The organism is Acinetobacter halobius (genome assembly GCF_044130335.1).
In the GTDB taxonomy this organism is placed as follows: domain Bacteria; phylum Pseudomonadota; class Gammaproteobacteria; order Pseudomonadales; family Moraxellaceae; genus Acinetobacter.
On sequence record NZ_JBIQOD010000002.1, the window covers coordinates 198163 to 214455 of the forward strand.

Here is a 16293-nt window from a genome sequence, read left to right on the forward strand (position 1 = left end):
TACAATTATGAAAACTATCAAAAAAATAAAGGGGCTTTCGCCCCCATAATTATCGACTTGCCAACCTTTCCTCAATCCATTGATTTACCTCAAGTGCTGACCAGCCAACACAATTCACACTCAACCTAATTGGTTTGGGAAATGTTGCATCGTAACACTTAGATTGAGGGTTAATTTTTTCATATATAACTGAACGGCTAACGCCCGTAACTGCAATAACGTCTTTAATCCTAATTATTTGGTTCATGCAAAACATCTGATCGTCCGATAGATACATTTAATTTCTCCTACTACTATTAATATTTAACCACGCTTAGAAAATGCACTAATTTACCGCCCTCACACTCCCCTGCAATCCCTTCTGTATATCCTGCACAAATGTGGCATCCCGATTCGGCTTAGACTTTGTCTTAGCTCTAGTTATCATTTCAGCTTGGTTTTGTTCCATGTTAGTCTCCTGATTTTCATCACTATAAAAATCCTCGACCAAATCCAAGCCCTCCTGCGCATTTAGCTCAAACTGTGCATTGCTATAACCATGTTTAGCCATCTGATCTAAAGCTGTCTGATTAAACCCACACAACTTACTTTTCTGATCAATCTCCTTGGCAGTTTGAATCGCCTCTTGTAAATGAATTCCATCTCGCAGTGTTAAATCCACGTAATACACAGGTGTACGATAACTTTGTATGGTGCTCTTGCCTCTTAAAGTAAGTTGCAAAGGTAGGCATGAAAGTAAGCCATTGGATGCTGCGTGGTAATAACTGAGCCGTGCTGCTAAGGTTTGAATACTGTTAAAGCCTGTGGTTCTAAAAATAAATGTCCCGAGTTCATCCGATTCATCTAAATTTACGTACAGACGCCCATAAGGCTTACATAAGCCACCTTGTGCCAATGTGCATAAATCAGGTGATGGACAAGGATGATGCTCAACCCCTTGATTGGTCAGTCGCTGACAAGTTTCACCATTCCCAACACAAACAGGGCGTCCTGTCTGACGATCAAATAAGCTGTACTCTGCGCGTAGATTCAGTTCAGGATCGTTGAAGATCATGCGGACTGGGATTGAACGGAGTTTTTGACTGGGTGCTTTGGCTCTAAGCTGGTCATCCAATGGATGTTTCACCCAACCCTCTTTGTTTTGGATTTGGGAAGTTAGGGTAAATTGGTCATCCTTTTCAGGGACACGTTTACCATTTTTCTCGACCATTTTACCAATACTGATCCGTCCGAGTATTGGCGGTGTAATTGCTAAACCTTTAATCATATTGATTTCCTCTTTTGTATTAATTGAATAGGCATAAAAAAGCCCATGCTGTGGGCATGGGCTGATATGGGCTTGCTTGTTGGTATTTCACTTGATGCTTGTATGGATAAAAATGGACTTATCCAGCATTGGCATAAATCTGAAAACGCCGTGTCCCTTGCTTGGCTTGTGGAAACTGGTTTAAGTATTCAGGATGTTGTTGTAGTAACGCTTTACTGTCCAAGTTAATCGAGTCCTTAGACTTTTTCCATGTCACTGAACCTGTTTTAAAGATGGCGCGTTCAGCCTCTTGTATCTTGGCTTGTAGCTGATGTTTAAGTAGGTCAAATTGCTCTTGGTGCTTTTCAACTTGATTGCGTACTCGGATTAGTTGTTCAAACTGTTGATTCGCTTGCTCATCTTCAGATAAGTCTGTCGTACTGAGTGGGATATGCTCTGGATATAAAAGTTGGAGTGCCTTGGCTGCCGATTCACTGGCATCCGCTTCTGGTGGGGTATCCTTTTCCACACAATCCCAAAAGTAACGTTCCGCATTAATGATGTGTTGTATCACCGATTCAGAACGCGTGACTTTAAAAATGCGTGTTTCATGTCCACACAGTAAGACACAGATATGTGCTGCTTTCTTGCCTGTCACTGCCAATTGATGTTGTACCTGACAGAGTACGCCAGCGCGCACAGGAAAAAAAATATAATATTGATTAATAATAAAAAATTTAATTACTTAAAAAAAATTACCGTAATGATTACCGCATTAAACTTTCCGTACTTGAATCATGAATCTAAGTGCTTCAAAAGCATTTTTTAAAAATGCCACATGTACTAAGCCTATCTTTTAAAGCCAATCACTAAAAATCATACCGAAGTAATACGGCACATTTTTAGAGACCTGTAGTTGCAAGTTTTACTCCAAATCCACAAAATAACAAACCAATAGATGCCACACTGATTGCAGTAATTTTATAACGATGATTAAAGTAGCTGGCTAATTTTACACCTGAAAAAATTAATAGAGATAAATAGCTCATACTTATGATTTGTAAGACAATCGCAAGAATAGTGAAACTGAGTGAAGGATAAGGATAATTTGGATCCACAAATTGTAGAAAAAAGGATAAGTAAAATAAAATTGCTTTTGGATTAATTAGGCTAATTAACAAGGCCGTTTGATATGGCTTGATACTTTCATTTTTAGTTGATTGATGGGCTATCAATTTAGAAATTTGAGGTTGTGGATGCCAAGTTCGATAAGCAGCTATCAAGAGTTTCATGCCAAGGTAACCTAAATATAGCGCTCCTATAAGCTTTAAAGCAGTAAATAACCACGGAAAAGCATGCAATAACGACGCTGCACCTAAAATGGTAAGAATAATTAAAATTAAATCACCACTAAAAACCCCAAAGGCTGCTAAATAACCAGTTTTAATACCGTAACGTGATGCAATAGACATGACATAAAGTGAGTTTGGCCCAGGTAATAATACAATTAAAGTCGTGCCAATAATAAAAGTTGTTAGATCAGTAATTCCAAGCAAAATAAACTCACAGACTCAAAAGCCGATTCGGCATAACGTTAACATCAATTAAAAAATTTATTAAACAAAGAATTAGTATAAACCATTAATTAAATTAAATTTTCATCTAAATACTAGCAAGGATTTAGTCAAACAGTTGGTCATCTTTAACTTCATTTTATGATTAAGTAAAAATGCGTTGATGGTAGATAACTTAATTACATTCCTATCAACGCTTATTAATCATAAAAACTAAATGCTACAACCATCAATACCGCAGCTTTGACCTTCAGTAGCCGTTATTTCACTCTGCTTTTCTGCCCATACCTGTTCTAAAACATTCAGAAAGGTTTCTACAGATTGAGCACCACTGATTGAATATTTATTGTTTATAACAAAAAGTGGAACGCCACTAGCACCTATTGCATGTGCGTTTGCTTCATCTTGTAGAACACCTTGTTTAAACAAATCATTGCTAAAGACACTTTCCGTTTCCTCACGGGATAAACCCACTTCAGTAGCAAGTTCAACCAACTCCTTACGATCAAATATAGACCGACCTTCTGTTACACTTGCCATGAATAACTTTTCAGCAAGTACCTCACCTAAACCTTTTTGCTGTGCTAGCTTTACTACGGCATGTGCATCTAAAGTATCGCCAAAAAGCATAGTATCAAAGTTATAGATTAGCCCTTCCGACTCACCTGCACTCTTTACTTGGCTCATCATCGCTTCTGCACCATTTTTTCCTCCAAACTTTTTATACAATGCCGCTTTAAAGGGTTCAGGCACATACTTATTAGCAAGGCGGTAGCTATGATATCTAACGATCACATGATCCTTATGTTCGAAAGCATCTAATCCTTTTTCAAATCTTTTTTTAGCAATCCAGCACCATGGACAGATAAAATCTGACCATACATCAATGGTTATTTGTGGGTGTAGTGTTTTCATAAATACCTCAGTAATCTTGATTAGATGTTGTATGAGCAGAAATCTTTTAAGCCTAGCCATAAAAATAGCTAGGCAATCATCTGCTTACTTCACTTCATAATTCGGATAATCTGTATATCCTTTTTCTGGAGAACCACTCACACCGTAATACGTTGTGCGATCACTTTCTGCCAAAGGCCAATTATTCTGCATCCGCTCTACCAAATCTGGGTTAGCAATATAAGGAACACCGAAAGCAATTAAATCAACGTCACCTTTTGCCAAAGCAGCTTCGGCACTTTGTCGATTAAAACCTCCTGCGGCAATAATGGTGCCCTGAAAAACTTTACGGAATAAAGTTTTAAAACTCTCAGCTTCAATCGGTGCTGTTTCATAAGTAGGTTGATAGTACAAATGAACATATGCTAATTCACGTTGCCCAAGAGCCAATGCAATATTTTTCCACGTATCAGCTTCCCCTTCATAAGCTGCAAGGTCATAAATACGTCCAAATGGTGAAAGACGTACAGCAACTTTATCATTACCAATTTCTTGCGAGATAGCATCGATCGTTTCAAAAAGGAAACGTTGGCGATTTTCAACAGAGCCACCATATTCATCGGTACGGTTATTTAATTCAGTACTGAGGAACTGATCAAAGATAAATCCATTTGCGGCCATAATTTCTACGCCATCAAAACCAGCCTCTATAGCCAGTCGTGCAGATTTAACAAAATCATTAGTGACACGTTTAACTTCTTCAGTTTCTAGTGCTCTAGGAATGCTTGGTGTAACCGCACTAGGTTCTCCAGAATCAGAATACGCAAATACTGTAGTGTTAGTTGCTGGAATAGTTCCAGATGATACTGGTGCTTGATTTTCAGGTAGCACTGAAACATGTGACATTCGTCCCACATGCCAAAGTTGAGCAAAAATACGTCCACCTTTTGCATGCACTGCATCTGTAACTTTGCGCCATCCATGCATTTGCGCTTCATTATATAAACCTGGGGTATATAAATAACCACGCCCTTCTTCTGATACAGGTAAACCCTCAGTAATGATTAGACCCGCTGAAGCTCGTTGAGAGTAATAAAGTGCAACTAGCTCATCTGCCACATCATTTAATGTCCGAGTACGGGTCATTGGTGCCATTACTACACGGTTTTTTAATTGAATATCCGCCAAATTATGGGGAGTGAATAATTTATTCATCATATACCTCAAGAAAGATTTACAAATAATTTAAGCAATTTCTTTGACCACACTCATCAATCTGACAATGAATGACACAGGTCGATAACCTGTTTCTAAAAGATACAAAAATTCGTATTTTGTTATCCCTATTGCGCAACAGATAAGATAGTGACACTATATCAACCAACTAATAGGTAGGCAATAGTATTTTTAATATTTTATTCCTGAGTTTTACTTATTCATACTCAAAATCGATTAAATATTATTTAACTTATTTAGTGTTCGATATCTAACTGCGAAAAAAGGAAACCCTAAAATGCGTAAATTACTTACCTTTAATGAAGATAACTTTCACAACATTGGATGGAAAGAAGGTTTGGCTGTGGTACGTTTTCACGCACCTTGGTGCCCGCCTTGCCATAGTAGTGAAAATTTATTTAATGAATTTGCAGAACATATAGAGAGTAATGTAACTGTTGGAGTGGTCAATGTTGATCAATCACCAGTTTTAGCAAATCGTTATGAAATATGGGTTTACCTTCTGTACTCATGTTCAAAGATGGACAATTAATTCAACGTATCGTAGGCGTAAAGCCCTTAACGGATTATCAAAATGCGTTAGAAGAGCTAATGAAATTAGATTCAAACGGTTTTGAAGATATTGATCAAGAAACAATAGGCTCACTTTGTCTAACAAATTCCAACAGCCATCCCGAATGATTTATTCAGATTAATTTCAAGTGGTGCTTGACATTTGGAATTAGTCTATATAATCTACAAACCAACTAGTAGGTAGATTAAATTAAATAATCAATTATTGAGGTGTCCCATGAGTGAACAACAATTTAAAGGTCAGAAACTTCTTGTCATTGGTGGTACGAGTGGCATTGGTTTAGAAACAGCACAGAAAGTCGCTGAACAAGGCGGTACAGTCATCATCGTCGGGAATCGTGTAGATAAAGCCGAAGCAGCGCGTAAACAATTAGTTGCTATAACAAGTGAAGATCAAGTTTTTGCACTAACAGCTGATTTATCAAATTTTGATAGCGTTCAAAATCTAATTAGCAAATTAAATAGTGAACATAAAGACATTAACTTATTAGTTAACTCAGCTGGAATTTTTTACCCTAAAAGTTTCCTAGATCACTCATTGAGTGACTATAACAATTTCCTCGATTTGAATCGCGCTTTCTTCTTTATTACTCAACAAGTTGCAGCATCAATAGTTGCGCAGAATAAAACTGGATCGATTGTAAATGTAACTGCCGTTGCTGCACGTCAGGCTATTGAAACTGTTACGGCATCGGCTTATTCAATGGCAAAAATAGGATTAGAGGCTATGACTCGGCATGTTGCAGCAGAACTTGCTGAACATGGCATTCGAGTAAACGCTGTTAGCCCTGGCATGGTAGAAACTCGTATTTTTGAAAGATTTATCCCTAGTGATCAACTAGATAGTGCTTTGCAGGATTTCAATAGTTTTCATCCATTAGGAAGAAATGGAACTCCACGTGATGTTGCAGAAACTATTGTATTTCTCCTTTCGGATAAAACATCTTGGGTGACTGGTTCAATTTGGGATGTAGATGGTGGTGTCATGGCATCACGAAAACTTGGTAAATAACGCTTAAAAATTGAAGAGGTACTGAAAATGAATGGTGAATGGACTAACAAATTATCTGCACTTGTTAAAAGCGTAGGTAACTTTGCAAAAACAAATAAACCTGTCGCTAATGCGTTTCACAACTTAGAAGTTGCGACACGAGAAAACAAAGTGTTGGATGCAAAAACACATGAGTTGATTTCTTTAGCAGTCGCAGTAACGACTCGCTGTGATGGTTGTTTAACGGCTCATGCTGCTGCTGCAAAAAAAGCTGGGGCAACAAAAGAAGAAGTCGCTGCTGCATTGGGAACTGCAATTGCTTTGAATGCTGGAGCAGCCTATGTCTACTCGGCAAGAACCTTAGATGCTTATGACGAGTTATAAATCATAGGGCTTGATTTTTATACAACTGTACTCACTTGGGTTATTCATTTACCCAAGTTATCTAAATTCAAATATAGAGATATTTTCATATGAAAAATACAATCAACGGTATTGATGTAGATGCTTTCCAACAGTTTGCGGAGGGCGTTAGCCAAAACCCTAATACATCAAAAGCTAGCTTTAATGTAGAAACTCGCTGGGCAGGTCAAACACGTTCTGTTTCAACGATTAAGTCCTATGAACTTTGTGGAAAAACATACGAGCGTAATTTCCATATTGCCGCAGATGAACCAACTGATATATTAGGAACTGATACAGCACCGAATCCACAAGAACTGTTAATGGCAGCTCTTAATGCTTGTATGACTGTTGGATATGTTGCAATTGCGGCATCAAAAGGAATCACTGTTAATAAATTAGAAATCAACACGACTGGTGAACTTGATTTACGTGGTTTTCTCGGTCTAGATGAAACAGTTAACCCAGGATATGATGAAATAGAATATAGCGTTTTTATTGATGCGGATGCTACGCCTGAGCAGCTAGAAGAGATTCACAATGCAGTGATTCAAACATCTCCGAATTTTGCGAATTTATCACGTGCAATTCGCATGAAACCTAAACTTGTAGTCGTTCAAAAGTAAAGTAATAAGGGAGCATACGTACTAGCTGAGGTTTCTTTACTATCAGTGATATCATAGTATGCTCCCCCTCATATTTTCGTACAGGTAAAAGCCATTATGTCTATTGATACCAGAGCATCATTAATTAAATCGGCTGAGTATATGTTACGGTCTAAAGGCTATGCCGCATTTAGTTATGCTGATTTGGAAAAAGTGGTCGGAATCAAAAAAGCGAGTATTCATCACCATTTTCCAAAAAAAGAAGATCTTGGTGCAGTCATTATCGAGTCATATATACAGCAGTCTATTCTAGATTTCGAGAGTATCGAGCAAGATTTTCCTAATGCCTTTGGTCGTCTATGTGCATTCGCTTCTCTTTTTAGAGCAGCAATGTCAGACGGAATGCTGCCCTTATGTGGTGCGCTTGCAGCTGAAATGGCCGCATTACCAGATAAGTTACAAGTGCTGACTCGCCAATATTTTGAGATCCAATTAAAGTGGATTAAAAAAATTATTGATGAAGGAATTTCATGCAGTGAATTATCTTCTAAAGGCGACACACACCAAAAAGCTTTTCAGATTTTAAGTTTATTGGAAGGCAGTAGTTTTGTTCGATGGGCTATGAATGACGGTACAGAGTTAGATCCAGCTATTATTGGCAATATTGTTAACGTGCTCTAAATCACATTAATTTTAAGTAAACATAAACCTAATTAAATGGTTTTCGTTTATTACTATAGCTACTGACAATCTTTGACGATTAATATTTAGTTAATATTAAAGGAATTTTTAATGCCTAAACATTATGATTATATAGCGATCGGCGGTGGCAGTGGTGGTATTGCGTCCGTTAATCGTGCAGCACTTTATGGCAAAAAATGTGCCCTGATTGAAATGGGTGACATAGGAGGAACCTGTGTAAATGTTGGTTGCGTTCCTAAAAAAGTCATGTGGTATTCAGCTCAAATTGCCGATGCAATTAAAAAGTATGGTCCAGATTATGGATTCGATACGGAATTAAAATCTTTCGAATGGAAAAAGCTCATTAATAATCGGCAGGATTATATTAAAAGAATTCGTGCCTCTTATGATTCTGTACTGAGTAAAAATAATATTGATGTAATTCATGGTTTTGCTAAATTTATTGATAAGAAAACGATTGAAGTCAATGGTGAAAAAATTACAGCTGACCATATTCTTATTGCAACTGGAACACAAGCAAGTTTACCTGATATTGAAGGTGTAGAATTTGGAATTGACTCTAACGGTTTTTTTGAATTACAAGATTTGCCTAAACGTACTGCAATTATCGGTTCTGGCTATATAGCAGTAGAACTTGCAGGAGTTCTCAATTCTTTAGGTTCAAATGTACAGCTTTTTATCCGTAAAAATCAGCCTCTACGTAACCTCGACAGTTTTTTAGGTCAAACCTTAATTGAACATATGCGTAGTGAGAATATTCAAGTTTATACTCATACTCAAATTAAAAAGGTTTCCAAACTTGAAGATAACTCCATTGTTTTATATTTAGAAGATGGAAATAAACATATTGTTGACTGTCTCATTTGGGCAGTAGGTAGAAAACCAAATACACAACCTCTTGACTTAAATCTGACAAATATTCAATTAAATGATCAAGGATTTATTCAAGTTGATTCATTCCAAAATACAACTGAAACAGGTATTTATGCGATTGGTGATATTACTGGCAAAGTGGAGTTAACTCCAGTCGCAGTTGCAGCAGGCCGTAGACTATCAGAAAGACTTTTTAATAATAAACCAAATGAACATTTAGACTATAACAATGTCCCAACAGTGGTATTTAGTCATCCACCTATTGGTACAGTCGGTCTTACTGAAGAAAAAGCCATAGAACAGTTTGGCAAAGATAACGTCAAAGTATATAGCTCATCTTTTACTAGTATGTATACAGCTGTGACAGAGCATAAACAGCTAACTAAAATGAAACTAATCTGTGTAGGTTCTGAAGAAAAAATCTTAGGAATACATGGGATTGGATATGGAATGGATGAGATTCTTCAAGGTTTTGCTGTTGCTTTAAAAATGGGAGCAACAAAGAAAGATTTTGATAATACGATTGCTATTCACCCCACTTCATCTGAAGAATTTGTCACCATGCGTTAATTCTTAGCGATACCTTAAAGCATTTCTTCATTAAGAAATGCTTTATTTAAAGTTGACTTATTTTAGTGATCAATTTTTAACGTAATTACTAATCTTAATATCTAACCAATAACAGCGAACTTCTTTGCCTAAAGTATTCTTAAAATGAGTCAAGTTGATTTAGAAATTTGGCTTACCCATACGCTATGGATATATAAAAGATAGAGTTAGAAGTAGTTTGGTAGCAACGTATGAAAATTAAATCATAGAAAGATTGACGCCAATGCTTTTAAAAGCATATCAAACCTTAGAATGAAAAATTGATTAATAGCTGCTGTACATAGGTTTTAGCCAAATTATTCAGGGCTTTTTTCTGGTGTAATTGAGGTTGCAATGCTGAATGGAGTCAAGATTGGGCCATAAGGATGATAAATAAAAAGTATCAAAAGGAAGTTGAATGAATATTGAAAGTAATCTTGTTAAAAATAATTTTTTTTCAATCCACGCTATCGCAATTATTTCATTTGCTCAGTTATTTGGAACATCTTTATGGTTCAGTGCGAATAGCGTTGTTTTAGACTTAATTCGTGAATGGAATATTTCTGTTGCTGATATAGGTTGGCTAACGAATGCTTTACAAATCGGATTTATTCTTGGAACTTTTTTTATTGCATTTACTGGGATTGCTGACCGATTCAAAGCAAGTTCAATTTTTGCAATCGCTGGCTTGTTCGGGGCTTTCTTTAATCTCTGTTTTGCTTGGATTGCTAATGGTTTAATAGAAGCCATGATATATCGTTTTTTAGTTGGTGTATGCTTGGCAGGGATATACCCAATTGGGATGAAACTTGTAATTCAATGGGCCCCTGATAAAACTGGGCAAGTTTTAGCGAAACTTGTTGCCATGTTAACTTTAGGTACAGCACTTCCTTATGGGTTAAATGGTTTATCTGCAAATTTAAATTGGCAATATGTGATTACCTTTTCTTCTGTATTAGCACTTATAGCCGCATCTCTAGTTTTTAAGTTAGGAGATCGTGAAAATTATGTTTCAGCAATTAGGACTAAACATAATAGTCGTGCTTTAGAAGTTTTCAAAATACCCAAATTTAGAGCAGCGGCAGTTGGATATTTCGGGCACATGTGGGAACTATATGCTTTCTGGACTGTTATTCCACTCTACATCGTTAAATCAGGTATTCCAGAAAGTTTAGGATTTAATAGTGTTGCATTACTGACTTTTTTTGTGATGGCGTGTGGTGCTGCTGGATGCATATTTAGTGGATTTCTTTCAACAAAAATTGGAAGTACTAAAGTTGCAATAGGAGCGCTTTTAATTTCTGGCATATGCTGTTTGATTTTTGTTTTAGGCTGGCGACTTTTGCCTGAATGGTTGCTTTTTATTATTTTGGTTATTTGGGGAACATCAGTCATTGCAGATTCCCCACAATTTTCTGCACTCTCAGCCGAAGCGTGTCCACCAGAAAAACTAGGTGCAGCTTTAGCTATTCAAAACTCGATAGGATTTGCAATTACAATTATTTCAATTGGTTTAACAACATATGCATTTGATTATATAGGGCTCAATTCTGCATGGATTTTACTTATCGGTCCTGTTTTAGGTATTGCTGGTTTTTATTATGTAAAAAATATCTGAATAGAATGAACAATTATTTGCAGTAATTTTTCACTCACACTTTATGTATAAAATGTATTGATATACACAAGCTGACGGATCCTCTTCATGATGGTAAATCTCTCTGAAATTATATTTATTCCTGTATTTGCAATTCTATCCTTATAGAACAAGGTGGCAGTAGTATCTAATATTTTTTTATGGACTTTGTATTCATTTTAAGAATAAGTGAGATACATCCACCTCACTATAGTAAAAATAATTAAACCAAAAAGTTCAGTTTATTCATTGATTATATTGTAGTTTTTATGCAATATTTCACATTATAAATTTTAGGAATTTTCCAATCCATGCATGTAGATCAGTTAATTGAAAATTTAAAACAGAGTTCTATAGTAGAAATTCCTCTTAACTGGGGGCAAGGCCGCACAGTTTATGGCGGACTTATTACAGCCCTTATGGTATCCCATGCACAGCTCTTACTTAATGATGAAAATAAAACACTAAAATCAGCATCCATCACTTTTGTTGGGCCTGTAACTTCAGGTGAAAAAGCTGAGTTAGTTTCTAGAATTCTACGTTCTAGTAAGTCTGTAACCACGATTCAAGTAGAGGTTATCCAGAATACAGAAGTAGTATCCATTATCATCGCTAGTTTTGCACTACCAAGAGAATCAAGTATTGCAATCACACATTCTGCTTCAGAAGCTCAATTAAGTTTTCCAAAAGATTATACGCTATTGCCTTACATGGAAGGCATCATGCCGGAATTCTTAAACCACTTTGATGTTATCCTCGTTGAAGGTGATATTCCTTTTTCGAACAGTAAAAAAACTGGTTTTACTGGGTGGATGAAATTAAAGTCATCTGAAGAAATAGCCGAAATTAAACTGCCACATTTATTTTTATTAATGGATATGTGGCCTGCCTCAGTATTACCAATGTTTAATCGCCCAGCGCCAGCTAGTTCATTAACATGGGACTTTGATCTGATAGATGCTGAATCTACTTATAATGGTGATTCATGGTGGAAGTACGAAGTTAATGCTGAATATGCTGCTAATGGCTACGTATATGAAAAAGCTCAGCTTTGGGATGAAACAGGTAAACTAGTTGCTGTTAGCCGTCAAACTGTAGCTATTTATCTTTAAATGTACGAAGCGTGGATCGATATCCACGTTTTTTTTATTCAAAAATAGCAATGTAAATTTTCTCCAAAGTATAAATATCTGATTGTTTTTCATTACTATATGCAACAAATAGATAAAATATATTTTTATCTTTCACCTAATACTTGAACTAATCTTAATAAGTATCCATCAGGATCTTTAACCAAAAACTGCTTCTGACCATATTCAGTTTGATCTACTCTATACCATTTCTCTTCAGGTCGTTGATATAAAGGCCAATTAATGTTAATTAGTCTCTCTAAAATAGCATCAATTTGATCAACCTCTACCTGAAAGTTAATTCCTCTACCAAATGGATAATTGAGTTCAGCAGTAATCCACTGATCCTCTTGAAATTGCTCTAACATAAATTGGACACCATTAAGATCTAAATAAACAAAATGCTCTTCTTCTCGTTGATACATTATTTTAAAACCAATTAGATCAATCCAAAAGGCCTTACTTTTTTCTAAGTTCATGACAATTAATTCAGGAACAAGTTTATTTCGATTCATAACGTATTTAAGCTCTTATGTATAAAAGATTTCTTTCATAACTCATTTTTCATTCAATTCTAAGTTGTAAATTCCAGCAATTAAATTGAATCTTAAACCGAGCCTTTTCCCTCTATTTCGATAGCGCTCTGAAAGTATTTTGAAGGTCTTGAGTACACCAAATACATGTTCAATTCCTATTCTTCTTTTATTGATTTCACGGTTGTGTTGTTTTAATACAGGATCTAATTTACATCCTCGTTTTGCTTTTATTGGTATTAAACTTTTTTCATAAATCGCATAGATCCCTTGATAACCTTTATCCGCTAATACAAACGATTCTTTTGGAATTAAATGCTGATTTCTTTTAAATAATTCAAAGTCGTGTACTGCACCTTTGCACATACATAAACTTAGGATTTGCTGTGTTTTATAGTGAATGATCGCTTGTACTTTAAACGTATGTGCCTTTTGCTTGCCGCTATAGCTTTTCTTCTGTTTTTTTAGGACGTTGTACAACTATTTCTGTTGCATCTACGATAACAACATCCCAATCTAAACCTCCACCAACAGGTAATTTTTTCGGTAAATTAAATTTCTTAGAGCGGATTAAACAGTCTTCTGTATAGCGAACAATTCTTGAAGCTGTTGCTTCTGACACACCATAAGTCATTCCAACATGGAATAAAGTACGGTACTCACGCCAATAGCTCAAACAGAGAAGCAATTGGTCTTCTATGGATAATTTAGAGGGTCGCCCTGTTGATGATAAATCAAGATTGAGTACATCAATCATCACTTTATAAGTAGACCAAGATATTCCCGTTAGGCGTTTGAACTGAGGATCAGTCAGTTTCTGTATATCAATATATTTCATGCATAAATTATGCATGAAATATCAAAAAATGTCGGTGCAGAATTACAGCAAATGATTGTTCGGTTTATGAGTTATGCAAGTTGTCTAAAAATGAATAGGTTTAATTTTAAAGACTTTAGATGATTTAGGATAAGCTCTTTTTACATTAGGAGAATTGCTAAGATGATTTTTTAGAGGGGGAGTAAAATAAATGCTTTTTAAACCAAAAAATAAAAAAAACTGATTTAAGTCTATTTCCTTTACTTAAATCAGCCATACTAAATAAAATCATACCTTCTTTAGTATAAAATATGGAATCTATTGATACACTAAGCTTAATTCAAAGCCTGTACTGACTGCTGCAACCCTGTCTGAATATCCTGCACATGAGTCAAGTCATGATTCTGCTGACGTTGCTCTACATTTGATTCATCCGTATAAAATTCCTCCATCACATCCACACCCTCCTCCGAATTCACCTCAAACCGTGCATTGCCATAACCCTGCCGTGCCATCTGATCTAAGGCCTGTTGATTAAACCCTTTCGCTTTAGCCTGTTGATCAATTTCTTGAGCCGTTTGAATCGCTTCCTTTAGACTGACTCCTTCTCTTAAGGTTAAATCCACGTAATACACAGGCTGACGATAGCTTTGTGTCGTCGACTTACCTCTAAGTATCAATTGCAGTGGCAAACATGAAAGTAAACCATTGGATGCTGCATGGTAATAAGCCAAACGTGCAGCCAAAGTTCGAATACTATTGAAACCTGTGGTTCTAAAGATAAATGTACCAAGTTCATCCGATTCATCTAAATTGACGTGTAACCGTCCATAAGGCCTACAGTTACCGCCTTGTGCCAAAGGACATAAATCAGGAGATGGGCATGGATGTTGTTCCACACCTTGATTGGTCATGCGCTGGCAAGTTTCACCATTACCCATACACACTGGTCGCCCTGTTTGACGATCAAATAAACTGTACTCTGCACGTAGATTGAGTTCGGGATCATTAAAAATCATACGGACTGGAATGCTTCTGAGTTTTTGATTCGATGCCTTGGCTCGAAGTTGTTCATCCAGTGGATGTTTCACCCAACCCTCTTTGTTTTGGATTTGCGAGGTCAGGGTAAATTGATCATCTTTTTCAGGGACACGTTTACCATTCTTCTCCACTACCTTACCGATACTGATTCGTCCAAGTATCGGTGGAGTAATTGCTAAACCTTTAATCATATGGATTTCCTCTTTTTGTAAATTGAATAGGCATAAAAAGCCCATGCTGTGGGCATAGGCTGATATGAGCTTGCTTGTTGGTATTTCACGTGATGCTGATGTGGATAAAATCTGAGTTATCCACCATTGGCATAAATCTGAAAACGCCGTGTACCCTGTTTAGCTTGTGGAAATTGGTTGAGATATTCAGGATGTTGTTGTAGTAACGCTTTACTGTCTAAGCTGATCGAGTCCTTAGACTTCTTCCACGTCACTGAACCTGTTTTAAAAGTGGCACGTTCAGCCTGTTGCATCTTGGCTTGTAACTGATGTTTGAGTAAGTCAAATTGCTCTTGGTGCTTTTCAACTTGATTGCGTACTCGGATCAGTTGTTCAAACTGTTGATTGGCTTGCTCATCTTCAGATAAGTCTGTCGTACTGAGTGGTACATGTTCTGGATAGAGTAGCTGTAAGGCTTTGGCTGCCGACTCACTGGCATCCGCTTCTGGTGGGGTATCCTTTTCTACACAGTCCCAGAAGTAACGCTCTGCATTGACGATATGCTGAATTACTGACTCAGAACGCGTGACTTTAAAAATGCGTGTTTCATGTCCACACAGCAACACACAGATATGTGCGGCTTTCTTGCCTGTCACCGCCAATTGATGTTGCACTTGGCAAAGTACATATAAAGGCACACCATCTCGCCACAACTTGGCACCATACTCCCCTGCGGTTTTACACTCCAGTATTTGTACATCGGCATCTCCAACAACTGAGTAATCCAAGTTGGCTAACATAAAATGCTTGTCTGGATCAGGATGTTGTAACACGGCATTGACCCGACGGACTTTATAGTTGGTATGCATACTGTAGTATTCCGCAACTAGAGGCTCCAGCCTTTTTCCCCAATACAAGGGTGCATGACCTTCACTTTCATCTTCTATATTTTGTTGAATCCGTCCTGTTTTAATCATCCATAGTTCAAGCATTGACTTATACGGATTGAGACCACAAGCTGCGGCACAGTCACTGCTACCGATACCTTTTCTACGGACTTCTAGCCATTCGGCTTGAGTCATATTTTTAGTTTCCACGAAACGTTTTGCGGTGAAGAGCTTTGGGCGATTGGTGTGGATATTCAGTGTTGCCTTGTTTGGATGAATTACGGCTGAGTTCATAGCGATTTCCTGTCATTGTTGAATTTTGGGCATAAAAAAAGCCGTGTCCGTAGACACAGCTTTGAATAAAATAATTAAGTCATTTGTAAGGTTGAGCGTTT

General features: G+C 36.8%; 18 protein-coding genes and 1 pseudogene. 8 read left to right on the forward strand and 11 right to left on the reverse strand.

Translation table 11 applies throughout. The features are described 5' to 3' along the window. Positions 1-49: 49 nt before the first annotated feature. The 6 genes and pseudogenes from ACE01U_RS03260 to ACE01U_RS03285 all read right to left on the reverse strand — a co-directional run bounded on the left by ACE01U_RS03260 (position 50) and on the right by ACE01U_RS03285 (position 4929). The gene (locus tag ACE01U_RS03260) at positions 50-277 is read right to left on the reverse strand and encodes a helix-turn-helix transcriptional regulator (RefSeq protein ID WP_395578694.1); all 228 of its coding nucleotides are present in this window, start codon (positions 275-277) and stop codon (positions 50-52) included. Between the two features lie 48 nt (positions 278-325). Continuing rightward, a complete protein-coding gene (locus ACE01U_RS03265; RefSeq protein WP_395578695.1) occupies positions 326-1267 on the reverse strand; it encodes a recombination directionality factor in 942 nt (313 codons plus the stop codon). A 118-nt stretch (positions 1268-1385) separates the two neighbouring features. Further along, positions 1386-1934: pseudogene (locus tag ACE01U_RS03270) on the reverse strand (YqaJ viral recombinase family nuclease); the annotation flags it as partial. Positions 1935-2148: 214 nt separating this feature from the next. After that, entirely contained in the window at positions 2149-2802 is a 654-nt protein-coding gene (gene leuE, locus ACE01U_RS03275) for a leucine efflux protein LeuE (protein WP_034120161.1), read from the reverse strand. A gap of 231 nt (positions 2803-3033) precedes the next feature. Continuing rightward, positions 3034-3735, reverse strand: a complete 702-nt coding sequence (locus tag ACE01U_RS03280) for a DsbA family oxidoreductase (protein WP_151302700.1) — start codon at positions 3733-3735, stop codon at positions 3034-3036. An 84-nt stretch (positions 3736-3819) separates the two neighbouring features. Next, complete coding sequence (locus ACE01U_RS03285) at positions 3820-4929, reverse strand: alkene reductase (RefSeq protein WP_034120165.1); 1110 nt, start codon at positions 4927-4929, stop codon at positions 3820-3822. 298 nt (positions 4930-5227) lie between these two features. Here ACE01U_RS03285 and ACE01U_RS03290 point away from each other — a divergent pair, with 298 nt between their 5' ends. The 8 genes from ACE01U_RS03290 (at position 5228) to ACE01U_RS03325 (ending at position 12432) form a co-directional block, all read left to right on the forward strand. Then, positions 5228-5482 carry a thioredoxin family protein gene (locus tag ACE01U_RS03290; protein WP_395578696.1) on the forward strand — a complete coding sequence of 85 codons (255 nt, stop codon included), beginning with the start codon at positions 5228-5230 and terminating at the stop codon, positions 5480-5482. A 258-nt stretch (positions 5483-5740) separates the two neighbouring features. Continuing rightward, entirely contained in the window at positions 5741-6535 is a 795-nt protein-coding gene (locus ACE01U_RS03295; protein ID WP_034120169.1) for an SDR family NAD(P)-dependent oxidoreductase, read from the forward strand. A gap of 27 nt (positions 6536-6562) precedes the next feature. Beyond that, positions 6563-6898 carry a carboxymuconolactone decarboxylase family protein gene (locus ACE01U_RS03300; RefSeq protein WP_025095517.1) on the forward strand — a complete coding sequence of 112 codons (336 nt, stop codon included), beginning with the start codon at positions 6563-6565 and terminating at the stop codon, positions 6896-6898. A gap of 89 nt (positions 6899-6987) precedes the next feature. Further along, positions 6988-7542: an OsmC family protein gene (locus ACE01U_RS03305; protein WP_034120175.1), complete on the forward strand. Its 555-nt coding sequence runs from the start codon at positions 6988-6990 to the stop codon at positions 7540-7542. A 96-nt stretch (positions 7543-7638) separates the two neighbouring features. Beyond that, entirely contained in the window at positions 7639-8202 is a 564-nt protein-coding gene (locus ACE01U_RS03310; RefSeq protein ID WP_034120176.1) for a TetR/AcrR family transcriptional regulator, read from the forward strand. A 111-nt stretch (positions 8203-8313) separates the two neighbouring features. Then, positions 8314-9666: a glutathione-disulfide reductase gene (gene gorA / locus ACE01U_RS03315; protein WP_395578697.1), complete on the forward strand. Its 1353-nt coding sequence runs from the start codon at positions 8314-8316 to the stop codon at positions 9664-9666. A gap of 436 nt (positions 9667-10102) precedes the next feature. Next, the gene (locus ACE01U_RS03320) at positions 10103-11302 is read left to right on the forward strand and encodes an MFS transporter (protein WP_034120181.1); all 1200 of its coding nucleotides are present in this window, start codon (positions 10103-10105) and stop codon (positions 11300-11302) included. A gap of 329 nt (positions 11303-11631) precedes the next feature. After that, the gene (locus ACE01U_RS03325; RefSeq protein WP_395578698.1) at positions 11632-12432 is read left to right on the forward strand and encodes an acyl-CoA thioesterase; all 801 of its coding nucleotides are present in this window, start codon (positions 11632-11634) and stop codon (positions 12430-12432) included. Positions 12433-12557: 125 nt separating this feature from the next. Here the strand turns inward: ACE01U_RS03325 and ACE01U_RS03330 are convergent, their stop codons facing one another. The 5 genes from ACE01U_RS03330 to ACE01U_RS03350 form a co-directional block, all read right to left on the reverse strand. Next, a complete protein-coding gene (locus ACE01U_RS03330) occupies positions 12558-12965 on the reverse strand; it encodes a bleomycin resistance protein (RefSeq protein ID WP_348924987.1) in 408 nt (135 codons plus the stop codon). A 42-nt stretch (positions 12966-13007) separates the two neighbouring features. Continuing rightward, positions 13008-13463, reverse strand: coding sequence for a transposase family protein (locus ACE01U_RS03335; RefSeq protein WP_395578699.1), 456 nt, complete (start codon positions 13461-13463; stop codon positions 13008-13010). Beyond that, positions 13426-13836 carry a transposase family protein gene (locus ACE01U_RS03340; protein ID WP_395578700.1) on the reverse strand — a complete coding sequence of 137 codons (411 nt, stop codon included), beginning with the start codon at positions 13834-13836 and terminating at the stop codon, positions 13426-13428. The genes ACE01U_RS03335 and ACE01U_RS03340 overlap by 38 nt, the downstream gene beginning before the upstream one ends. 299 nt (positions 13837-14135) lie before the next feature. Beyond that, complete coding sequence (locus ACE01U_RS03345) at positions 14136-15032, reverse strand: recombination directionality factor (RefSeq protein WP_395578701.1); 897 nt, start codon at positions 15030-15032, stop codon at positions 14136-14138. A 116-nt stretch (positions 15033-15148) separates the two neighbouring features. Further along, positions 15149-16192, reverse strand: a complete 1044-nt coding sequence (locus ACE01U_RS03350) for a YqaJ viral recombinase family nuclease (protein WP_395578702.1) — start codon at positions 16190-16192, stop codon at positions 15149-15151. Positions 16193-16293 lie beyond the last annotated feature (101 nt).